This window comes from Lacinutrix venerupis (assembly GCF_001971745.1).
Taxonomy (GTDB): Bacteria; Bacteroidota; Bacteroidia; order Flavobacteriales; family Flavobacteriaceae; genus Lacinutrix; species Lacinutrix venerupis.
On the sequence record NZ_CP019352.1, the window covers coordinates 2012112 to 2034229 of the forward strand.

23 protein-coding genes are annotated in these 22118 nt (G+C 30.5%); 18 read left to right on the forward strand and 5 right to left on the reverse strand.

Features of this window, described 5'->3' with window-relative positions:
• The first annotated feature begins 6 nt into the window (after positions 1-6).
• Positions 7-315: a thioredoxin family protein gene (locus BWR22_RS09060; RefSeq protein ID WP_076733368.1), complete on the forward strand. Its 309-nt coding sequence runs from the start codon at positions 7-9 to the stop codon at positions 313-315.
• 47 nt (positions 316-362) lie between these two features.
• Positions 363-620: a DUF6952 family protein gene (locus BWR22_RS09065; RefSeq protein ID WP_076733369.1), complete on the forward strand. Its 258-nt coding sequence runs from the start codon at positions 363-365 to the stop codon at positions 618-620.
• A gap of 71 nt (positions 621-691) precedes the next feature.
• Here BWR22_RS09065 and BWR22_RS09070 read toward each other — a convergent pair whose 3' ends face one another.
• On the reverse strand, positions 692-1318 hold the full coding sequence (locus tag BWR22_RS09070) for a LysE family translocator (RefSeq protein ID WP_076733370.1): 627 nt from the start codon (positions 1316-1318) through the stop codon (positions 692-694).
• Positions 1319-1425: 107 nt separating this feature from the next.
• Between BWR22_RS09070 and BWR22_RS09075 the strand changes: the two genes are divergently transcribed.
• The 7 genes from BWR22_RS09075 (at position 1426) to BWR22_RS09105 (ending at position 7368) form a co-directional block, all read left to right on the forward strand.
• The gene (locus tag BWR22_RS09075) at positions 1426-2307 is read left to right on the forward strand and encodes a LysR substrate-binding domain-containing protein (RefSeq protein WP_076733371.1); all 882 of its coding nucleotides are present in this window, start codon (positions 1426-1428) and stop codon (positions 2305-2307) included.
• A 260-nt stretch (positions 2308-2567) separates the two neighbouring features.
• Complete coding sequence (locus BWR22_RS09080; protein WP_076733372.1) at positions 2568-3518, forward strand: SDR family oxidoreductase; 951 nt, start codon at positions 2568-2570, stop codon at positions 3516-3518.
• A 33-nt stretch (positions 3519-3551) separates the two neighbouring features.
• Positions 3552-4163 (forward strand): SRPBCC family protein, encoded by a 612-nt coding sequence (locus tag BWR22_RS09085; protein WP_076733373.1) that lies wholly within the window; start codon positions 3552-3554, stop codon positions 4161-4163.
• Between the two features lie 17 nt (positions 4164-4180).
• The gene (locus BWR22_RS09090) at positions 4181-5092 is read left to right on the forward strand and encodes a helix-turn-helix domain-containing protein (RefSeq protein ID WP_076733374.1); all 912 of its coding nucleotides are present in this window, start codon (positions 4181-4183) and stop codon (positions 5090-5092) included.
• A 60-nt stretch (positions 5093-5152) separates the two neighbouring features.
• Entirely contained in the window at positions 5153-5671 is a 519-nt protein-coding gene (locus tag BWR22_RS09095; RefSeq protein WP_076733375.1) for a hypothetical protein, read from the forward strand.
• A 231-nt stretch (positions 5672-5902) separates the two neighbouring features.
• Positions 5903-6454, forward strand: a complete 552-nt coding sequence (locus BWR22_RS09100) for a TetR/AcrR family transcriptional regulator (RefSeq protein WP_076733376.1) — start codon at positions 5903-5905, stop codon at positions 6452-6454.
• A 53-nt stretch (positions 6455-6507) separates the two neighbouring features.
• The gene (locus tag BWR22_RS09105) at positions 6508-7368 is read left to right on the forward strand and encodes an SDR family oxidoreductase (RefSeq protein WP_076733377.1); all 861 of its coding nucleotides are present in this window, start codon (positions 6508-6510) and stop codon (positions 7366-7368) included.
• 103 nt (positions 7369-7471) lie between these two features.
• Here BWR22_RS09105 and BWR22_RS09110 read toward each other — a convergent pair whose 3' ends face one another.
• Together BWR22_RS09110 and BWR22_RS09115 are read right to left on the reverse strand one after the other, a co-directional pair.
• Positions 7472-8179: a LytR/AlgR family response regulator transcription factor gene (locus BWR22_RS09110; protein ID WP_076733378.1), complete on the reverse strand. Its 708-nt coding sequence runs from the start codon at positions 8177-8179 to the stop codon at positions 7472-7474.
• Positions 8169-9209, reverse strand: a complete 1041-nt coding sequence (locus tag BWR22_RS09115) for a sensor histidine kinase (RefSeq protein WP_076733379.1) — start codon at positions 9207-9209, stop codon at positions 8169-8171. Before BWR22_RS09115 ends, BWR22_RS09110 begins: the two co-directional genes overlap by 11 nt.
• A gap of 310 nt (positions 9210-9519) precedes the next feature.
• Between BWR22_RS09115 and BWR22_RS09120 the strand changes: the two genes are divergently transcribed.
• The 9 genes from BWR22_RS09120 (at position 9520) to BWR22_RS09160 (ending at position 19162) form a co-directional block, all read left to right on the forward strand.
• Entirely contained in the window at positions 9520-10266 is a 747-nt protein-coding gene (locus BWR22_RS09120; protein ID WP_083678266.1) for a nitroreductase family protein, read from the forward strand.
• Between the two features lie 54 nt (positions 10267-10320).
• Positions 10321-11658 carry a ferredoxin reductase family protein gene (locus tag BWR22_RS09125; RefSeq protein WP_076733380.1) on the forward strand — a complete coding sequence of 446 codons (1338 nt, stop codon included), beginning with the start codon at positions 10321-10323 and terminating at the stop codon, positions 11656-11658.
• Positions 11659-11930: 272 nt separating this feature from the next.
• A complete protein-coding gene (locus BWR22_RS09130) occupies positions 11931-12866 on the forward strand; it encodes a HamA C-terminal domain-containing protein (protein WP_076733381.1) in 936 nt (311 codons plus the stop codon).
• Positions 12863-15109, forward strand: a complete 2247-nt coding sequence (locus BWR22_RS09135; RefSeq protein WP_156875592.1) for a DEAD/DEAH box helicase — start codon at positions 12863-12865, stop codon at positions 15107-15109. The genes BWR22_RS09130 and BWR22_RS09135 overlap by 4 nt, the downstream gene beginning before the upstream one ends.
• A 124-nt stretch (positions 15110-15233) precedes the next feature.
• A complete protein-coding gene (locus BWR22_RS09140; RefSeq protein ID WP_241828201.1) occupies positions 15234-16154 on the forward strand; it encodes a helix-turn-helix domain-containing protein in 921 nt (306 codons plus the stop codon).
• 83 nt (positions 16155-16237) lie between these two features.
• Entirely contained in the window at positions 16238-16996 is a 759-nt protein-coding gene (locus BWR22_RS09145) for an SDR family NAD(P)-dependent oxidoreductase (protein ID WP_076733384.1), read from the forward strand.
• A 29-nt stretch (positions 16997-17025) separates the two neighbouring features.
• Positions 17026-17313: a hypothetical protein gene (locus BWR22_RS09150; protein ID WP_076733385.1), complete on the forward strand. Its 288-nt coding sequence runs from the start codon at positions 17026-17028 to the stop codon at positions 17311-17313.
• 84 nt (positions 17314-17397) lie between these two features.
• Positions 17398-18012, forward strand: a complete 615-nt coding sequence (locus BWR22_RS09155) for a hypothetical protein (protein ID WP_076733386.1) — start codon at positions 17398-17400, stop codon at positions 18010-18012.
• A 154-nt stretch (positions 18013-18166) separates the two neighbouring features.
• Positions 18167-19162, forward strand: coding sequence for an alpha/beta fold hydrolase (locus tag BWR22_RS09160; RefSeq protein ID WP_076733387.1), 996 nt, complete (start codon positions 18167-18169; stop codon positions 19160-19162).
• Positions 19163-19236: 74 nt separating this feature from the next.
• Here the strand turns inward: BWR22_RS09160 and BWR22_RS09165 are convergent, their stop codons facing one another.
• Together BWR22_RS09165 and katG are read right to left on the reverse strand one after the other, a co-directional pair.
• Complete coding sequence (locus BWR22_RS09165) at positions 19237-19707, reverse strand: ankyrin repeat domain-containing protein (protein WP_076733388.1); 471 nt, start codon at positions 19705-19707, stop codon at positions 19237-19239.
• Between the two features lie 113 nt (positions 19708-19820).
• The gene (gene katG / locus BWR22_RS09170; protein ID WP_198033371.1) at positions 19821-22049 is read right to left on the reverse strand and encodes a catalase/peroxidase HPI; all 2229 of its coding nucleotides are present in this window, start codon (positions 22047-22049) and stop codon (positions 19821-19823) included.
• Between the last annotated feature and the right edge of the window lie 69 nt (positions 22050-22118).

Genomic DNA, 22118 nt, shown 5'->3' on the forward strand with positions numbered 1-22118 from the left:
AAAATCATGGTTCAAGAATTAAGTCAAGACAATTTAAGCGAAATAATTGCAGCTAACGATACAGTTGTTGTGCAATATTCTGCAACTTGGTGTGGTAACTGTCGTATTATGAAACCAAAAGTTAAGAAATTAGCTAGTGAGTTAGAAAATATAACATTTGTTATCGCTGACGCGGAAAAATTTCCGGAATCTAGAAAATTAGCAACAGTAGATAATTTACCTACGTTTGCTACTTTTAAAAATGGAGATTTTGTAAACCAAACACAAACAAATAAATTCGACGTTTTAAAAGAATTAGTAAACGAAGTCGCTTAATTTAAAGATCCGTTTTTCGTTTAAGCGAAAAACAAATACAATTATCAATGAAATTACCAGTAATAAAACATTTAGCTCAATTTATAGAAGACAATGATGAAGACTACATTGTTGAAACTATTGAAACTCTAGAAGCCTTAACCGAAGTTCCTTCTCTTAAAGATGAAGAATTAGACGTAATTGGAGAATTAATCTCTAATATGTATGGTGCAATTGAAGTTAACAAAATGATTAAAGAAGGTACACCAAAAAAGGAAGCCGTAAATAACTTTATGAAACGTGTTTTAGGTTCTATTGATAAATAGATTTAATACAATTAAATTTAATAAAAAAACCACTTTGCGAAAGCTTAGTGGTTTTTTTTTTATTTATTTTGTTATCCAAATGCAATTTGTAATCCCATTAACACAAACACAAATCCACTTATTTTATTAAGCAAAATCCCTGACTTTGGATGCCCTTTAATTTTAGTTGAAAACGTACTTGCAAACAACGTTAAAACCACGTACCAAATCACACCAATTATTGCAAACGTAACACCCAATAAAACAAAAGGAACTGGATCTTCTAATTTTGAAGGTGTAATAAATTGCGGAAAAAAAGCCAAAAAGAATAATGCAACTTTTGGATTTAATGAATTTGTAAAAAACCCAGACCAAAAGTCAGTTTTAGAGCTATTCTTAATTTCACTTACACTATTATCGGCAAATAAAACAGAGGTATCCCTATACTTTTTTACGCCAATATAGACTAGATAAGCTGCTCCAATATACTTTATCACCATAAAGGCAATTGCAGATTTTGCAATTAAAACCGTTAAACCAATTGCAGACAAAAACGTATGCGTTAAAACACCTGTATTAATGCCCATTGCTGACACTATTCCAGATTTACGACCTTGACCAATAGATTTATTTAATACAAAAACCGTATCAATTCCTGGTGTCATTATAAATAATAAAGCAGTAACCATAAAGGTTATAAAATTTTCAATTCCTAACATACTATTTCAGTTTACGGGTTATAAAAAAATATTACACAAAGAAACTAGGATTGAAACTGCTAAAAAATACATATTTTTGTTTCAGTAATGCAAAAAATGCATTTGTTATGACTACACAGCAAATAAAATACTTTTTAGTTTTAGCCAAAGAGCTTCATTTTTGGAACACTGCCGAAAAAATGTTTATCTCACAATCTTCATTAACTAGACAAATACAAGCGTTGGAAGACGAACTTGGTTTTTCACTATTCGAAAGAAATAAAAGAAATGTAAAACTGACTGATGCTGGTAAATTTCTGCAAAAGCATTGGACAAAAACCATGGGTGAATTAGACCAAATACAGCGTCAAGCAAAAAAAATAGATCAAGGCGATGCAGGATATGTATCTATCTCCTATCCAGGTTCTATAACTTTTAGTTTTCTACCTAATTTTTTAGAAATAATTAAAACTAATATACCTGACCTAAAGCTAGAATTAGCAGAGCTTACCGATGAAAACCACCAAAAACTACTGCTAAACTACGATACAGATATTGCCTTTAGTCGCGATAATATACAGCATACAAATATCCAAACTGTAAAACTTTCTACCGAGCCTATTTGTATTGCTGTACCTAACAACCATTGGCTAGATAAAAATTCCATTAATAATATTGATAAATTGCAACAAGAAAACTTTATAATTACTGGTTTGCATCAAACCACATTTTTTTCGTCTTTATTACGCAACTTATTCAATCAATTAGGTTTTGAACCTAAAATTAGCATCGAATCAGATTTTGGTGGTATGATTTTAAATCTTGTGTCTAAAGGACTTGGTATTTCTATTTTACCAAATTCGTTTAAACATTCAAATTTTAATAATGTACGTTTTATAGATTTAGACCAAACTATAGATTTATACATGCATTGGCGAAAAAATGAAGCTAATAAAACTATTGAAAAAGTTATAAACTCTGCAAAATACATGAATACAAGCATCTATTAGACAACAAATTACCATTCAAAAACTTTAAATAGCATTAAACCTTTTACAATAATCACTAAAATGAATGCGGACTTTTTGTAATATTTATAAAAAGTAAAACTTAAAACCACTTAGCGAAAACTAGGTGGTTTTTTTATAAGTAAAATTTAAAAACATACAAAAACCAAAAAGTATACAACATTCGAAAATGTGTATAAGAACTTTACTCCTATCCTATCCGACCTTTGTTTTATTCTTTTAAACAAAAAAATAAGTAATAAATGAATACAAATCAATTTGGAAAAAAAGGCTGGACTCCAAACAGAATTGGAGACTTAAGTAGCAAAGTATATGTAATAACAGGTACTACAAGTGGTACAGGATTTGAGGCAGCAAAAATATTGTTATCTAAAGGAGCTAAAGTTATCATGCTTAATAGAAATCCTAAAAAAGTAGAAAACACCATTGCTACCTTAAAAAAAGAACTAGGCAATAATATAAATGTAATATCCATAAAAATGGATTTATCTGTACAAGCTTCTGTAAAAAAGGCTGCACAAGAAGTAATTAAAACTGTACCAAAAATAGATGCATTAATTTGTAATGCCGCCATTGCACAAGTACCAAAACAAACACTTACTGTAGATGGTTGGGAAAGCCAAATGGGAACAAATCATTTTGGAAATTTCACGCTTCAAGCTTTATTATTCCCTCTTATTGAAAAATCAAAAGGAAGAATTGTAACTGTAGGAAGTATGGGATATAATATGGGTATTAAAACCATAAAATTTGATGATTTAAATTGGGAAGAAAATTACACACCTAATGATGCTTATAGCCAAAGTAAACTAGCACAAATTATGACTGTTTACGAGCTTCAAGACAAGTTAAAAGCCGCAAATATAACGCATGTTAAAGCATACGCTTGTCATCCAGGTGCTTCAAGAACATCTTTAATTAAAACAAGCGGAAGTTTATTAACACGTTTTGTGTGGCAAATTATGAAATTATCACCATTTGTTCAATCTGCAAAAAAAGGTGCCTATCCTCAATTAATGTGTGCTACAGAAGAAAATTTAGACCAAAGTAAATTTTACGGTCCAACAGGCAGAAATAATTGGACAGGACCAGTTGGCGCTCATAAATTAGAGCCGCACGCTAAAGATAAAGCGGTAGCCTCTAAACTTTGGAATATTTCAGAAAAAGCAGCAGGTTTTAAGTGGAATTTTTAAACCTAGATATTAAATAAATAAAATAAAAAAGTAATGAGCTTATTAAAATTCACTAGTGTAATATTTATATTATTAACCTCTTTATTGGTTAACTCTCAAGATAGAAATTGGACTATTAAAGAGTCTAAAGATGGTAAATCTAAAGTAAAGTACGATTTGGTAAAAGAAGAGCAAGGCACTCATTTTTACTATATTGCTGAAACAACGGCAAATGTAACCTTAGATGAATTAGATACTTATTTTTCAAATACTTCTAATCACAAGTTTTTTTTAGAAAGTACACCAGAAACCAAAGAAATTGAAAAAATATCAGATAATGAATGGCTAGCTTACTACTATTTTAATGCGCCATGGCCATTAGCAGATAGCGATATAGTAATTAAGTTTAATCGCACTAAAAAAGAAAATAAACTTATTTTTACTGCAAATGCAACGCAGAGTGATTATAATAATGCAGATGTTGAAAGAATGACCACTTATAAAGTAATTTATGAATTCGAAAAAATAAATAATACAACCACAAAAATCACCTACAATGCAGATTATATTCCTGTTGGGAATATTCCAAAATTTTTAATAAAAACCTGGTTTCCAAAAGGTCCTATAAAAATAGTTAGTAAATTAGGTTCAAGAAGTCAATCTTAAAATATTAGCAAATTAATATGCAACATTTTAAAACATTATCATCGTATTTAAGTTATCTAAAACTGCCTAGTCCAGAGCATCCTATGCTTAGTGTTTTTAACTCAAAAGGAGATGGCTACCTACCTTGTCCAAGAGAAAGCTCTCCACCAATAACTAACGATTGCTACTCCATAAGTTTTAAAAAATATGTGGAGGGCGATTTAAATTATGGACGCACAAACTACGATTTTACAAATGGTGCTTTAATTTTTATTGCACCAAGGCAAGTATTACAATGGGACAATAGTGTTGTTTTTGAACAGAAAGGATTTTCTATAAATTTTCATGAAGATTTTTTAAAAGGAACAGAATTAGCACTTCAAATAAAAAAATATGGATTCTTTTCTTATTCGGTAAACGAAGCGTTACACCTTTCTCCAAAAGAAGAAAAGCAAATAGAGTCTATTGTGGAAAATATTGAAATTGAATACCAAAACAATCAAGATGAATTTAGTAAAGAAATAATAATCTCTCAACTAAGTACACTTTTAAAATACGCTAACCGTTTTTACGAAAGACAATTTTTGAACAGAAAAGAATTATCAACCAATTTGCTAGAACAATTTAACACGCAATTATTAGCGTATTTTGAATCTGGACAAATACAAGAAAAGGGCATTCCAAGTATAGAACAAATAGCAAATAAAATGTCGGTTTCACAGCGTTATTTAAGCGATACGCTAAAAAAAGAAACAGGTAAAACCACAACCGAACACTTACATTTAATTTTAATTAATGAAGCAAAACATATTTTATTACAACCTAATAAGAGTATTTCGGAGGTTGCTTTTGAATTAGGATTTGAATACCCACAGTATTTTTCAAGATTATTTAAAAAAAAGGAAGGCATTAGCCCAACAAAATATAGAGAATTATATAAAATGAATTAATTTTTATAATAATTCAACTAACGATAGAAAACTAAAATAGTAATACAATAATTTAAAAATATGGATATATTAAAAACATCAATAAATTGGGCAAAAGCCGAGCTATTTTCAACACCTTTTTTTATACTGTTTGGACTCATATTTATTGCAGCAAGTATTGGTTTTTGGCAATTAGGAAAAACAGATGTCGCTAAAGCATATATTATACCCACCTTAGTAGCAGGCATACTACTTACAACTATAGGAGTTGGTTTGTTTTTTACTAATAAATCAAGAATTAATCAATTTAAAACAGCATACAATACTAATGCACCAGCATTTGTAAAATCTGAAATCACTCGTGCAGAAGCCACACTTAAAGAATATAATACTGTTGTTTTTAAAGCCATTCCAATAATAATTATTGCTGCAGCTCTATTAATTATTTTTATTAATACACCAACATGGAGAGCAATTAGTATTACTACAATTACAATGTTGGTAGTAATTTTATTAGTAGACGGAACTGCTTATGCAAGAATGGATGCTTACTATAAAGAACTAAAATTAGTAGATATGGTATATGAAACTAAAAATTAATGTTAATAGTTTATATTTTTAATAAGCCACTAAACTTTAGCAAAACTTAAGGTAAACAATGTACGTTTTATAGATTTATACATGCATTGGCGAAAAAATGAAGCTAATAAAACTATTACCATTTTTATAGACTGTACAAAATTGCTTTAAATGATAAATCAAAAAGTATCCTAATTCTAAAATAAAGTTAAAAATTTGGAATAATCATTCCAAAACACATACCTTTGACCTGTGAATAAAAAAGAAGCCATACAATCTGCTGCCATTACGTTACTTACTAAAAAAGGCGTACACAATACACCAATGTCTGCTATTGCTAAAGCTGCAGGCACTGGCATGGGAACCATTTATAACTATTTCCCAAATAAAGAGGCATTAATTAATGCCATATATGTAAGTATTAAACAACAAGAAACTAACGTTTTTAAAGCGTTTGACGCCAGCAAACCTATTAAAACACAGTTTGAAAATTATTATGCAGCAATTATAGATTTTTTTATTGCACATCCTACTTATTTTCAATTTATGGAGCAGCTTCAAGCCTCTCCAATTATAACCGAAACCTCAAGAGAAGAAGGCACAAAATCTATTACAGAAGTTTACCGTTTGTTAGTAAAAGGTCAGCAAGAACGTATTATAAAAGCTATTAATGTAGAAGAGTTACTTATGTTTATTGGTGGATCTATACTATCGTATTTACGTTGGTATTTTAACCAAAATGAAACTAAAAAAGCAACACTTAATAACCAAATTAACTTACTTTGGGATGCTATAAAAGCATAAAAAAATTTAATAATAATTTGGAATGAACATTCACTCCAACATAAACAACAATTATGAAAAGAAACATTTTAATTACAGGAACATCAACAGGCGTTGGCTTTGAAAGTGCAATACTATTTGCCAAAAACAACTTTAAGGTTTATGCAACCATGCGAAACTTAGACAAAGCAACAGCTTTAAAAGAACAAATAGAAGCGGATGATTTAGACATTCACTTATTACCTTTAGACGTTACAAAAACCGAAACTATAAAAGCAGCAGTAGACACTATTATTAAAAACGATGGTAAAATAGACATGCTTTTAAATAACGCAGGTGCAGGTTTTGCAAAAACTACAGAGCAAGCTACAGAAGCCGAAATTAAATGGGTTACAGACGTAAATTACCTTGGTGTGGTGTATTGTACACAAGCAGTTTTACCACACATGCGCAAACAAAAATCGGGACAAATAATTAGTATTACCTCTGTTGGTGGTTTGGTTGGGCAACCGTTTAATGAGTTGTATTGCGGTGCAAAATTTGCAGTAGAAGGTTTTATGGAAGGCTTAGCAACCTATGTTAGCGATGCCTTTAATATTAAAATTTCGTGTGTAGAACCTGGCGGAATTTCAACAGAGTTTATGTCTTCTGCAATAGAAAAAACAGCTGTAGAAGGACAATTTGCAACTGGTGACTACGCTCCTATTTTTGAGGCATATATGGCAGGAAACCAACAAAGAGCAAAAGAAAGTAAAACACAAGTATACCAAACTGGTCTAGAAGTTGCACAAGTAGTTTTAGAAGTAGCGCAAAACGAAAATCCACCTTTACGCATACGCACCTCACAATGGGCTGAAGATTTTACTAGCCTTAAAACAAAAACCGATCCTGATGGTACTAAATTAGTTGCCCAAGTTAGAGCTAGTTTTTTATAATTCTAGAACTTTATTTTTTAAACTTTAAACCCACTTTACAACTGTATTGTGGGTTTTATTGATATTAAAAATAGTACCATCTAATTCATAATCTAGATAATATTCATTCAAAATCATTTAACGTTTCCATTATTTCACGTTTATAAGTAATCCCAATAGGAATATGTCTTTGCGAAACTAACAAACAGTCTTTATCTATTGCTTTCACCTTATTAATGGCTACGATATACGATTTATGAGAACGAATAAATAAACTTGATGGCAATTGCTTTTCAAGTTCGGTTGTAGTAATGGTTGCTACATACGTACGTTTCATAGTGTACACTTTTACATAGTTCCCGTAGCTTTGTGTAAAGAAAATATCGTCTAATACAATAGAAACCATATCGCTACCAATTTTAAGAATGATGTCTTTTACTTCTTCTTTTGGTTCCAATCCATTTTCAATAGCACTTTTATCTTTAAAATGTGCTATAGCTTTTAAAAATCTTGGGTAAAAAATAGGCTTCAACAAGTAATCTATAACGCCATATTCATAACTCTGCAATGCAAATTCGCTATACGCTGTGGTTAAAATGGTTTTTGGTTTATTAGGTAATGTTTTTAGCAATTCCATACCTGTTACTTCTGGCATATCAATATCTAAAAACATTAAATCTACAGAATTATTTGTAAGATATTCCATAGCTTCTAACCCATTATATAACTGATGTTCTAACGATAAAAAAGAGTTTTTACTAATATAGTCTGAAAGCACATAATGCGCTGCAGGTTCATCATCAACAATTATGCATTTAATTTTATTTGTCATTTTGCTTCGCTGTTAAGTTGATACTTAAATGAACTAAAAAATCATCTTCTTCGGTTATTTTAATGGTATGATGGTTATGATAAATTAAAGCCAAACGTTTTAAAGTGTTTTTAAGTCCAATTTTAGTCGAATCTATTTTTCGTTTCTTTTTCGGAATACTATTTTTCACCACAAACGTTAACTGTCCATCCTTTACTTCTATTGAAATGTTTACGACGCATTTTTCTGCGGAAGCGGTTCCGTGTTTAAAGGCATTTTCAACAAAAACAATAAGCATCATTGGTGCAATTTTGTATGCATTTGGCTTATCTATAAAACTACTAAAACTAATATCACATCGATAACCAACGCGTTCTTTTTCTAGCTCAATATAGCTTTTTAAAAACTCAATTTCTTCCTCTAAAACTACAGTAGATACATCGCTACATTCTAATTGGTAACGCATTAATTGCGATGTGTGCATAATTAAATCTGGCACGCGATCTGGATATTTTAAACTAATACCATACAAGGTATTAAACGTATTGAATAAAAAATGCGGATTTAATTGTTCTTTTAAAGACGATAACTGTGCATTTTTACTCAGCAGCTTTTCATTATCTTCTCGCTTACTATTGCGATAAAACTTGAATATTAAACTAATAGAAACAATACAAATTAAACTTACCATTAAAGTTCCGGCTTGGTACATGTAGCTTTTTTGAGCAATAGATTTATACAAAAAGCAGTTTTGGTAAATCCAAATGGTAACCGCATGATACGTTATTACTGTAAAAACACCCAACAACCCAATACTTCCTAAAATATATAATAGCGGTTTTTGCTTTTTTAATAAAAATGGTAATAAAAATGCACGATTAATTTGTGCGTGAAAGTAAAGCAATAAAAAATAGCAAAAACCTGTAAATAAGCTTCGCCAATTATGAATTAATATCCAATCGTTTAGGGTAAAAAGCACAAAAGAACTAAGTAAAATAAACAGCTCTTGCGACCACTTATTTTCTATTATTTTACTTACATATTTATTCATAACCCAATTTATATACAAAATAACCAATTTTAACTTAGAAAAAGGCAAAAATAATGATGAGTTCAATTCGTCATTTGATGACTTTAATTGGTCATAAAATTCAAACATTAACAAATATTACCTGCTACTTTTGCCTCATAAAACCAAAGTATTTTGTAAGTAATTAATCACTTTAAAACTCTTGTCACTTTTATAATTAGCCTTACAGCTCAGCAAAGCTAGGGACTTGTAGTTAGTATATACAAGGATTTTCAATCCTTCTTTTAAAATGTAATCTTAAAACTAATATTAATATTTAAAAAAATAAATAATGAAAAAAACAATTTTAATCTTGGCTGTTGTCGTAAGTACTTTATCAGCCTGTACACAAAAAGAAGAAACAACAAAAGCTTCTGTTGGTACTCAAATAATCGAAGATTTAAGCAATCGCTATACATCAAAAGCATACGATAAAACAAAACGTGTCTCAGCCGAAGATTTGGCTACAATAGAAGAAGTATTGCGCCTATCACCTTCCTCTATCAACTCACAACCATGGAAATTTATCGTAATTAAAAGTGATGAAGCTAAACAACGTTTCTCTAATACTTTTAACAAGAAGTATCAATTTAATCAACCACACGCTACAAACGCTTCAGAAATTATTCTTTTTGCAAATAAAATACATTATAACAAAGAAGATTTTAAAAAACGCTTAGACGCTAGCATGGCTGCTGGACGTATGAATCAAAAAGGGTATGATAATATGCTAACAAAAGCATTTGGATTTGCTGAAATGGTGGCCGATGAAAACGGAAACAATAGTCATTGGACAAAAGCACAATCTTACATTGCACTGGGTAACGTATTACACACATTGGCTCGCTTAAATATCGATTCTACTCCAATGGAAGGTGTTGATGCAGATGAAATTAAAAAAGAATTTGCCAAAGAGTTAGGAGATGATTACGAATGTACTTTTGCTTTAGCTATTGGTTATCATAACGGTGAAAAAGATTACAACCGTAAATTGCCTAAAGCACGAATGGCAAAAGAAGATGTAATTATTGAACTTTAATTAAAAGTGTTTTTTTAAACCCATATTAATTGCCAATAGTATTAGTAACTGAATATGAAAAGAATTAAAATAGCATTTGTTATACCATTTGTTGCCATAACAATAATTTGGCTTTTAACAAATACATTTATATACATACCGTTTGATTCCAACTTGTTTACCAAGAGTTTAGATCAATATACCGGAATTATTGCCTTTTCTGCTATGACTTTTTCAATGCTATTGGCAACACGTCCGCTGTGGATTGAAAAACGCTTAGGCGGACTAGATAAAATTTACCGCTTACATAAATGGCTTGGTATTCTTGCATTCTCATTTTCTATTATGCACTGGTTAGTGGCAAAATTGCCAGAATGGTGGTTGTATTTAGATAGACAAATAATTTTAGATACCATCTCTGGTGCAACTGTGTCTTTAAATGAACCTAGCGCATTTGAAACGTTTCTAGAATCTCTGGAATCTCCTGGTATTCAAGTTGGTGAGTATGCTTTTTATTTAACAGTTCTGTTTCTAATTATGGCCTTGCTAAAAAAGATACCTTATCGTTTTTTTGCAAAAACACACATTGCAATGGCAGTAATTTATTTAGCCTTAGTTTTTCATGCTTTTGCACTAATGTATATCGATTATTGGACGGAACCCATTGGTATAACTATGGCAGTTATGATGATAGCAGGAACCGTTTCTTCGTGTATTGTTCTTTTAGGTCGAGTGGGCAAAAAACAAAAGTCTCAAGGTACTATTCAGTCCATTAACACATATCCCGAAATGAATATGTTTGAATTAATAGTAAAAAGCGATACATGGAAAGGACATAACGAAGGTCAATTTGCATTTTTAAAATTTGAAAAAAAAGAGCCACACCATCCTTTTACAATCAGTTCGGCTTGGAATTCAAAAACCAAAAATATTAGCTTTACAATTAAAGCGCTTGGTAGATACACTAATAACTTGTCTAATAAATTAAAAATAGGCGATGCCATAGTGCTTGAAGGTGCTTATGGCAATTTTACTTTTAACGACCAAAAAGAAAATCAAATTTGGATAGCTGGTGGTGTAGGTATCACGCCTTTTTTGGCCAGAATGGAGCGTTTAGCACAACTGGATAATAAGCAAAAAATTGATTTTTTCTACTCTGCTTTTAAATTAGATGCAGATTTTAAGAAAAAGTTAAAGCAAGTCTCAGTAGAAGCCAACATCAATTTACATGTATTTGAAACCTCTAAATCTGCTTTAATTTCAGGAGAACATATCCTAAATTCTGTTTTAAACTGGAAAACTGCAAGTGTGTGGTTTTGTGGTCCCTCAAAAATGGGAAAATCAATAAAAAGAGACTTTAAACAAAATGGATTTAATTCAAAATTTCATCAAGAGTTATTTGAGATGCGCTAATGTTTTTTGAAGGATTGACTTATGATACTTTGTTTTATCAATAACGAAGAGAAATCAGGCAAAGCCAAACATACATTAATAAGAAAACCACTTAGCGAAAGCTTGGTGGTTTTTTGGTTTTAAGGGTTTGAATTGAATATTTTAAAGTAGAAAACTAAAACAGAAATTCTCTTGGAGTTTTGATTGAAATTGGTAAATTCGTAGGAGCTATTAATTAATATATTAGAAATGAATTTCATATTCATAAAATATGAGGAGACATTATAAAAACTATGAGTACACCATTTAACTCTGAAAAAATAATTACTCATAAAATAAATGATACTGAATTAAGTACTTTTTTGGTAGGCTTTGACATTGATGACAATGGAGAATCAAAATATCGAATCAAACACTTAATTAATAAACTATCTGATGTAATAATTGAGTTTGCATTTGGGTTCCACGAAGGAGAAGATACACCTAACAACGAAATATTAAGTAAACTCACAGAAGCTGCTCAATCCATCTATAAAATTGATGCTTTCCAAAAAGTAAAAGATATTTATAATAATGGAACCATAGAAGATGATTTAGAAGATAAGTACCTGAGAAGAGGTGAATTTGGAGAATTAATATTACATCTACTACTGAGAGATTTTCACAACACAATCCCATTATTATCTAAAATATATTTCAAAGATTCTTTTGGAGCTACAGTTCACGGGTTTGATGCAGTTCATATAGAACCAAACACAAAAACTTTATGGCTCGGAGAATCAAAGCTATACAAAAATGGAAAATTAGGAGTTAAAAAATTGATTCAAGATATAGAAGAACACTTTAAAAGTGATTATCTAAACGATGAATTTTTAATTGTTTCCAAGAAACAAAAATACTGGGATAATATTCCAGAAAAGGAATATTGGTTGGATTTAATGAATAAATCTACAAAACTAATAGACAAACTCGATTCCATTAATATTCCGCTATTATGTACTTATAATTCTGACTTATTTATAAGCCATTCAGATGAAAACGACCAAACTTTTATCAATGAATATTTAGATGAAATGAAAGAATTAAAGAAATATTTTGATGATAATAATAACCATCCATTAAAAACTAAATTAAATATTATTTTAATTCTATTACCAGTTCAGAATAAGGATGAATTAGTAAAAGGTTTGCATAATAAACTATCATCTCTTCAAAAATTAGGAGAATGATAAAAGAAATACTACAAGAAATTCGAAATAAAGAATCTTTTAATTTTGAAGAAACTTTTAATATTTATAGAAAATGTTCTCAATTAATTATTGAGAATGAAACATCTGCTCAAAAAATTATTGTAAATATTCTCGAAGATAAAGACAAATTTGAGCCTTCTTTAAATAATGTTTTAACAGATTTGATAGAAGCAGTGGGTTTTTATCCTTATCTAATTAAAGAAAATTTACAATTAGATTCTACAGATTCATTAATCCGTCAAGTTTATCATCATTCTGATTATTTAGATAAATATCTTCACGAAGACCAAAAACATCTTTTGTCACTTTTAAATTCAGATAAAAATGTTGTGGTTAGTGCACCTACAAGTTTTGGAAAAAGTCTATTAATTGAAGAATTTGTAGCATCAAATAAATTCAAGAATTTAATAATTATACAACCTACATTAGCTTTACTTGATGAAACTAGACGAAAATTGAGAAAATATGATGAAAATTACAAAATAATTGTTCGAACTTCACAAGAACCGTCGTTAGATAAAGGAAACATCTATTTATTTACTGCTGAGAGAGTTAATGAATATAAAGAGTTTCCACATATAGAATTTATAATAATTGATGAATTTTATAAACTAAGTTCTCAAAGAGATGATGAAAGAGCCGATTCATTAAATAATGCACTTCATTATATTCTAAAAACATTCAATAGTAAATTTTATTTGCTTGGCCCAAACATTGACAATATTTCAGAAGGATTTGTAGAAAAATATAATGCAATTTTCTACAAAACTAAATCTTCACTTGTTGATGTTAAAACAATTGACATATACACTGAACATAAAGAAAAATTTGACAGACCAATAAAATTTAAAGAATATAAAGAAGATATTTTATTCAATTTACTTTTAAAAAACAAACAAAATCAATCTATTATCTATTGCTCATCACCTGGAAGAGTTAGATATCTTTCTAACAAATTCTGTCAATTTCTAATAAGCAAGATAGAAGACACATTAGCTGAAGACCTTGACATTATTGAATGGATAACAGAAAATATATCTAAAGATTGGAGTTTAATAAAACTATTGCAAAATAAAATTGGGATTCACGATGGTGCATTACAAAAACATATAACTTCCTCTGTCATCGACTATTTTAATAACGGTAATTTAAATTATCTTTTTTGCACGACAACTATTATTGAAGGTGTAAACACAAGTGCTAAAAACATAATCTTTTTTGACAAAACAAAAGGTCATAATACACTAATTGATTATTTCGATTACTCAAATATAAAAGGTCGTGCTGGAAGATTAATGATTCATTACACAGGAACAATATTCAACTTTAATCCTATTCCACCAAATGAGCAAGTAATCATTGATATCCCGTTTTTTGAACAAAATCCAATTTCGGATGAAGTTTTGATTAATTTAGAAGAGGATGAAATAAAAAATACTGACTCAGAGCAATATGATAGAATCAAACAAATTCCTTTTAATGAGAAAGAAGTTATTATAAAAAATGGAGTTCAAGTTAATGGTCAAAGAAACATTATTGAAACCATAAGAGAGGATATTGTTTCCAATTATGATTTAATTACTTGGACAAGAAGCCCTAATTATGCACAACTAAAATATTGCTTAAATCTTGGTTGGAAATTCTTAATGAAAAAAGGAGAATCAAAGTCACTTGGAATTGGTAGATTAGTTAATAAAACTTTCAACTATGGTTTTCATCAAAGCCTTGGACGTTTAATAAACTCAGATATTGAATATATCCTAGAGTGCGTAGAGTATTATAATTCCAACAAAGATAATGACAGTACTGAATTAGTAAAAAACAAAATGTCTTACGGAAAACGTTACAGTACTAAAAGTGAATTAGAAATTATGGAAGAAGTTATAATGTCTAATTTTCAAATACAAAAACACTGGTTTCAATATAAAATTCCGAAATGGTTATCTGTGATTAATTCTATTCAAGAATTTGTATGTAATGAGAAAGGTCTTAGAGCTGGAAACTATAATTTCTACACCAATCTAATTGAAAATGAATTTCTAAGAGAAAATCTTACAATCTTGTCTGAATTCGGAATTCCGAGTTCTGCAATAAGAAAATTAGAGAAATTAATTCCATCTAATATGCCACAAGATGAAGTAATTAAATTAATTCGAGAGAAAAAATTATATAAAAATTCAGACTTCCTTGAATATGAAAGAAATAAATTGAAACAGACCTAAAATTTTTTTTTTTAAAGCCTCAAATAATTTATTCCTAGTTCTCGCCATATTAAAAACCTATAAAAAATATTATCCCAAACTGTAATCAACCAATCCTAAAAGAGACTAACACACACACCATTAAATGTGTAACTTTGTACGTATGGCAAATACAAATACCGAAAATAGAATTATAGAATATCATTTAAACAGGCATCAACCAGATAAGCCACAATTAGCCATACACGATTTAAACGAATATATTACCAAACATAAAGGCCATACTACCAAACCACATATACATAGTTATTTTCAAGTTATTTGGTTTAAGCAAGGTAACGGAAAACATTTTATAGATTTAAAAGCACACGATGTTACCGATAATACTATTTTGTTTGTCGCTAAAAACCAAGTGCATTATTTTGATGACAATACTAATTACCAAGGTATTTTATTGCATTTTAATGAGACTTTTATTGTGCAAAAAGACAATGAAACCGACTTTTTTTTAAAGTGTAACCTTTTTAACAATCCGTACCTACAACCACTTTGTCCTTTAAAAAAACCAACTGCTATTATATTTGAAGAGTATATTGCGCAAATAAAACGCGAGTTTAATAATCCTGACCAATTTGGTAAAGAAGAATTATTAAAATCGTATTTAAAAGCATTTCTTATACAAATACAACGTGTAAAACAAGCCTGCGAGCAAACCGAAGAACAAACTAATACCATATTTGACGATAAAAAATTACAGCTTATAAAGTTTATTAATCTTATTGACGAAAACTACACCAAAGGACTTTCGGTTTCAGAATATGCTAAACTGCTATTTATATCTTCCAGAACATTGTCTGATCTTACTAATTTGCAATTAAATAAAACACCATCGCAAATAATACAAGAACGTATTGTGCTAGAAGCGCAACGTTTGTTATTGTATTCCGATTTAAACGTGAACCAAATTGGCTATCGTTTAGGTTTTGACGATCCGTCGTATTTTGTAAAATACTTTAAAAAACACACAAACCTCTCGCCTTTAGGCTTTAGGAAGTCCGTTTCCTAAAAGTACCATTCCTTTTCGTTTTTGTCCATCGTATACTACTGGAGTTATCTTGAACTTTGCAGTGTAATTAAAAAAAGTATATCATGGAAAAAACACAAGCACTTATAATTGGAGGAACTACTGGAATGGGAAAAGCCACAGCACAACTTTTACTTGAAAAAGGTATTGAAGTTACTATTGTTGGTAGAGCCAACAAAAATCTAGACACTGCTAAAACAGAATTAGCAACTTTTGGGAATGTAAAAACCAAAGCAGTAAATCTTTTTGATATGAATGAAGTAAAAGCATTTGCTTCAAAAATATCTAAAGACCTACCTAATTTAAAATACTTGGTAAATTCGGCAGGCTATTTTAGTCCGAAACCTTTTTTAGAACATACTGAAGCAGATTATGATATTTACCATAATTTCAACAAAGCATTTTTCTTTATCACACAAGAAGCAGCCAAAGTAATGGCTAACAATGGTAGTGGTTCTATTGTAAATATTGGATCTATGTGGGCAAAACAAGCTATAAAAGCCACACCATCTACGGCATATTCTATGGCTAAAGCAGGTTTACATAGCTTAACACAACATTTAGCAATGGAGTTAGCAGAAAGTAATATTCGTGTAAACGCAGTATCTCCAGCAGTAGTGGTAACACCAATTTATGGTTCGTTTATAGAAGAAGATAAAATTGAAGAAACTTTACAAGGTTTTAACGATTTTCATCCTATTGGACGCGTAGGAACATCTCAAGACATTGCCAAAACAATCGCCTTTTTATTAGACGAAGATAGTGCTTGGGTTACAGGTGCAATATGGGATATTGATGGAGGCGTAATGGCAGGAAGAAATTAAAAAATTAATAACAATTAAAATAAATTAAAATGACAAAAGCATATTTAGAAATCAGTCTTAAAATAAACGATGCAGACAGAGCAAACGCAGCAGCTGTGTACAGCAAATACAAAGCACCATTTTTAGAAACCGTTACAGGAGCAACATCTAAAGACCTTTTAATTAGAGATGAAGATGTACAAGTGTTACATGGTTTTAAAACCACAGAAGATGCGCAAAATTACTTAACAACAGCCTTATTTACTAACGATGTGGTAACTGGTTTAAAACCGTATTTACAGGAAAATCCAGAGGTAAGAATTTATACAGTAGCTTAATTAAAAACAGGTTACTAGGTTTACAAAAGAAGCTTTATTGGTTTAAAACAAAGCTTCTTTTTCATCTTTAAAACATTTAAAATTATGGAAGCAAGTTTTTATTTTTATACCATTTTAGCAGCTTTAGGTTACCTTTTAATAGAATCGCTATTTATGGTTGGCGTATGGATTTCGGCAAAAGGCGGAACAGAAAAAATGCCTAACGGAAAAGATTATGATAGTGAAATGATTTTATATCCATTTAAAAAAAGGGTTATGAAATCTACCAAAGAGATTGTGTTTTTTAAAGCTGATTTTTTGGAAGCACTAGTTAAAAAAATTCGTGTACAACTACCTGAAATAGATTTTAAAACCTCTAATACTGAAATACTTTTAACTAGAAAGGATAGTGATTTTGTAGCGTTTATGAATTTATTAAACGAACGCATAAAACGTATTGATCCAAATATTGTGATAACCTTAACGGAAACTGGTATACAATTTCACAAAGAATATACACAGTACAAAGTGAATAAATACTTAAGAAAACCTATAATTCAATGTCCTATTTGTATGTCGTCGGTTTGGAGTATTTTCACCTATTGGATTCCTATAATTTACTGGTTTGGTTTTAGTTGGCCAATTGTATATTTAGGTATTGCAAACACCTGTATTTTAGCTTGTGTAAATTGGTTGGTGTTTTCTAGCAGACCTCAATAAGATTAATAAAGTAAAAGCTATTGTAAATTTACAGTAGCTTTTTTTCGACTTAAAAAATTAAAAATGTAACAGTAATCTTTCAAACTTTAGCAAATCTTTAAGGTAAACAAAGTACTAAATTGGGTAATTTTGTTAGTAATAAAAAAACAGATTCATGAAAAAAATAATAACACTCTTTTTAGTGATTATAGCAACACAATTAAGCGTTGCACAAACAGACCAATTGCAATGGTTAGATATACAATTATCTAATTACCAATATCCATTTCCGGTTTCTACTTTAGAGTTAAACATACAGAACCAAGACTTAGAAATGGCGTATATGGATGTTAAACCAGAAAACTACAATGGTAAAAACATTGTATTATTTCATGGTAAAAACTTTAATGGTGCTTACTGGAAAACGACTATAGATGCGTTAACGAAAGAAGGTTATCGTGTTATTGTACCAGACCAAATTGGTTTTGGCAAATCTAGTAAACCAGAACATTTTCATTACACGTTTCAGCAATTAGCACAAAACACAAAAACCTTGTTAGATACTTTAGGTGTAAATAAAACGTCAATTTTAGGACATTCTATGGGAGGCATGTTAGCCACAAGGTTTGCGTTAATGTATCCAGAAACTACCGATAAATTTATTTTAGAAAACCCAATTGGTTTAGAAGATTGGAAACTAAAAGTGCCTTACAAACCTGCAGAATGGTGGTATGCAAACGAGCTTAAAAAAAGTTACGAAGGCATTAAAAAATACCAATTGGTTAATTATTATGATAATAAATGGAAACCAGAATACGACCAATGGGTAAACTTATTAGCAGGTTGGACTTTAAATTCAAGCTATAAAACTATTGCATGGAACAACGCCTTAACTTACGATATGATTTTTACACAACCTGTGGTGTACGAGTTTAAAAATATAACAGCTCCTACTCTATTAATTATTGGAACCAGAGACCGTACAGCTTTAGGAAAACCATTAGTTAGCGAAGACGTGAGAAAAACAATGGGTTTATACAGCCAATTAGGTAAAACCACACAAAAAGCAATACCAAATGCAAAGCTTGTAGAAATTGAAAATGTTGGACATTTACCACATATTGAAAAATTTGATAGTTTTATTAAACCATTAATTGAATTTTTAAAATAAGAATTAAAAAATAATCGAATAAAAAAAGACACTTTATTATAAAAGTGTCTTTTTTTTTAATGCAATGTTTTTAATTATTTTAATAAAGAAACTATTTCTGTAAACTTTTTATCTTGAGCGTAATCTAAAGCAGTTTTACCGTCATTGTCTTTTATAGTAATATCTGCGCCATGGTCAAGTAATAATTTTACAATCTCAACTTTATCATATTGCGTAGCAAAAGTTAACGCTGTTGTGCCATTATTATTAACTTCATCTAAATTAGCTCCATTTTCAATTAAAAGCTTTGCAAATTCTACATTTCCTTTAAAACTAACACCTATTAACGCAGTGTTACCAGAAGCATCTTTGTCGTTTATTGGTGCATTATGTTTTATTAAAGTTTTAGTTGCAGCTTCGTTATCAAAATACGTTGCCAAAATTAATGGTGTAAATCCACGTTGGTCTTTAGCTTCTGCTAATTTTGGGTTTTCGGTTAAAAGTGTATTTAATGTTGCGTTATCTTTATTTCTAATACTATTAAATACTTTATCTATGTTATCCATTTTTCTTATGTTTTTTTTAGAGCTGTAATAAGTTCATTTAAATGATTTTTTACAATAAAAAAGGAATGAATTTTAGGTAAAAAACATTCCTTTAAATTATATGTTAACCTGAATTATTTCACGTCAAAACGATCTAAATTCATCACTTTAGTCCAAGCAGCAACAAAATCTTTAACAAATCTGTCTTGACCATCACTTGCACCATAAACTTCAGCTATAGCTCTAAGCTCTGTATTCGATCCAAAAATTAAATCGGCTCTTGTGCCTTTAAATTTAAGTTCTCCTGTATTACGGTTTCTTCCTTCAAAATATCTATCGTCTTCAGATGTTGCTTTCCAAGTGTAAGTAAAATCTAATATATTTTTAAAGAAATCGTTAGTTAAGCTTCCAACGTTGTCTGTAAATACGCCATAATTAGAACCATCGTAATTAGCACCTAACACACGTAAACCACCAACTAAAACTGTTAATTCTGGTACCGAAAGTGTTAGTAAATTAGCTTTATCTACCAATAAATCTTCAGCAGCAATTTTTAAATTATCTTTAATATAGTTTCTAAAACCATCTGCTAATGGCTCTAAATATCCAAACTGCTCTATATCTGTTTGCTCTTGCGTAGCATCACCTCTTCCTTGAGTAAACTCTACTGTATGATTGTATCCTGCATTTTTTAATCCTTTTTCTACACCTACATTTCCTGCAAGCACTATTAAATCTGCTAAAGAAACTTCACCATTAAATTCATTTTTAATACCTTCTAAAACCGAAAGTACTTTATTTAATTCTTCTGGATTATTAACTTCCCAACTACGTTGTGGCTCTAAAGCAATGCGTGCTCCATTTGCACCACCACGATTATCAGATCCTCTAAATGTTGAGGCTGAAGCCCAAGCTGTAGTTACTAATTGCGATACTGTTAAACCAGAGTCTGAAATTAAACCTTTTAATGTTTCAATATCGGCATCGCTTAAAGTATAATTTACAGTTGGAATTGGATCTTGCCATAATAACTCTTCTTGTGGTACTTCTGGTCCTAAATAACGTGATGTTGGACCTAAATCACGATGTGTTAATTTGTACCAAGCACGTGCAAAAGCGTCTTCAAAAGCTTTATGATCTGCATGAAAACGTTTAGAAATTTCTAAATATTTAGGATCTGTTTTTAAAGCGATATCTGCAGTCGTCATCATTAAATCTTGTCTTTTACTAGCGTCACCAGCCATAGGTGCTTGTCTAGCTTTAGAAGCTTCAGTTGGTTTCCATTGGTGTGCGCCTGCTGGACTTTTTGTTAACTCCCAATCGTAATTTAATAATACATCAAAATAATCTGCATCCCAACGTGTTGGATTTGGTGTCCACGCACCTTCAATACCACTAGTAATCGTATCATCTAAAACACCTGTACCGTAAGAATTTTTCCAACCAGTACTCATTTCTTCAATAGATGCACCATGCGGTTCTTTACCAACATATTTATTTGGATCTGCTGCTCCATGCGCTTTACCAAAAGTATGACCTCCAGCAACTAAAGCTACTGTTTCTTCATCGTTCATTGCCATTCTACCAAAGGTTTCGCGCACATCATGTGCAGAACCCATTGGATCTGGATTTCCGTTTGGTCCTTCTGGATTTACATAAATCCAACCCATCATTACAGCTGCTAATGGATCTTCTAAATCACCTTCTTTATATCTTTCTTCGTTTGCTCCCCATTCTGTTTCACTTCCCCAATAAATATCTTGCTCAGGCTCCCAAACATCTGCTCTACCTCCTGCGAAACCAAATGTTGGAAATCCCATAGACTCTAAGGCACAGTTTCCTGCTAAAATCATTAAATCTGCCCAAGAAATTTTGTTACCATATTTTTGTTTTATAGGCCATAATAATAAACGAGCCTTATCTAAATTACCATTATCTGGCCAACTGTTAATTGGTGCAAAACGTTGGTTTCCTGCTCCTGCTCCACCACGACCATCTCCAACTCTATATGTTCCTGCACTATGCCAAGCCATACGTATCATTAATCCTCCATAATGCCCATAATCTGCAGGCCACCAATCTTGAGAGTCTGTCATAAAAGCTGTTAAGTCTTTTTTTAATGCATTATAATCTAAACTTTTAAAGGCCTCTGCATAATCAAAATCGTCTCCCATTGGGTTTGATTTTGATGCATTTTGACGTAAAATATTTAATTTTAATTCGTTTGGCCACCAGTCACGATTTTTTACACCACCACCAGAAGTTTGTTTAACGGTTCCACTTAAAAAAGGACATTTAGCTGCACTTTCGTTAATATCGAAGTTTTTTCCTTGTGGAGCACTTGCATGAGGATTGTTTTCCATAATAATAAATTTTTAGTTTTTTAATTCGGAATAAAATTAATTATATATCCCCTAAAATTAAGATTTAAA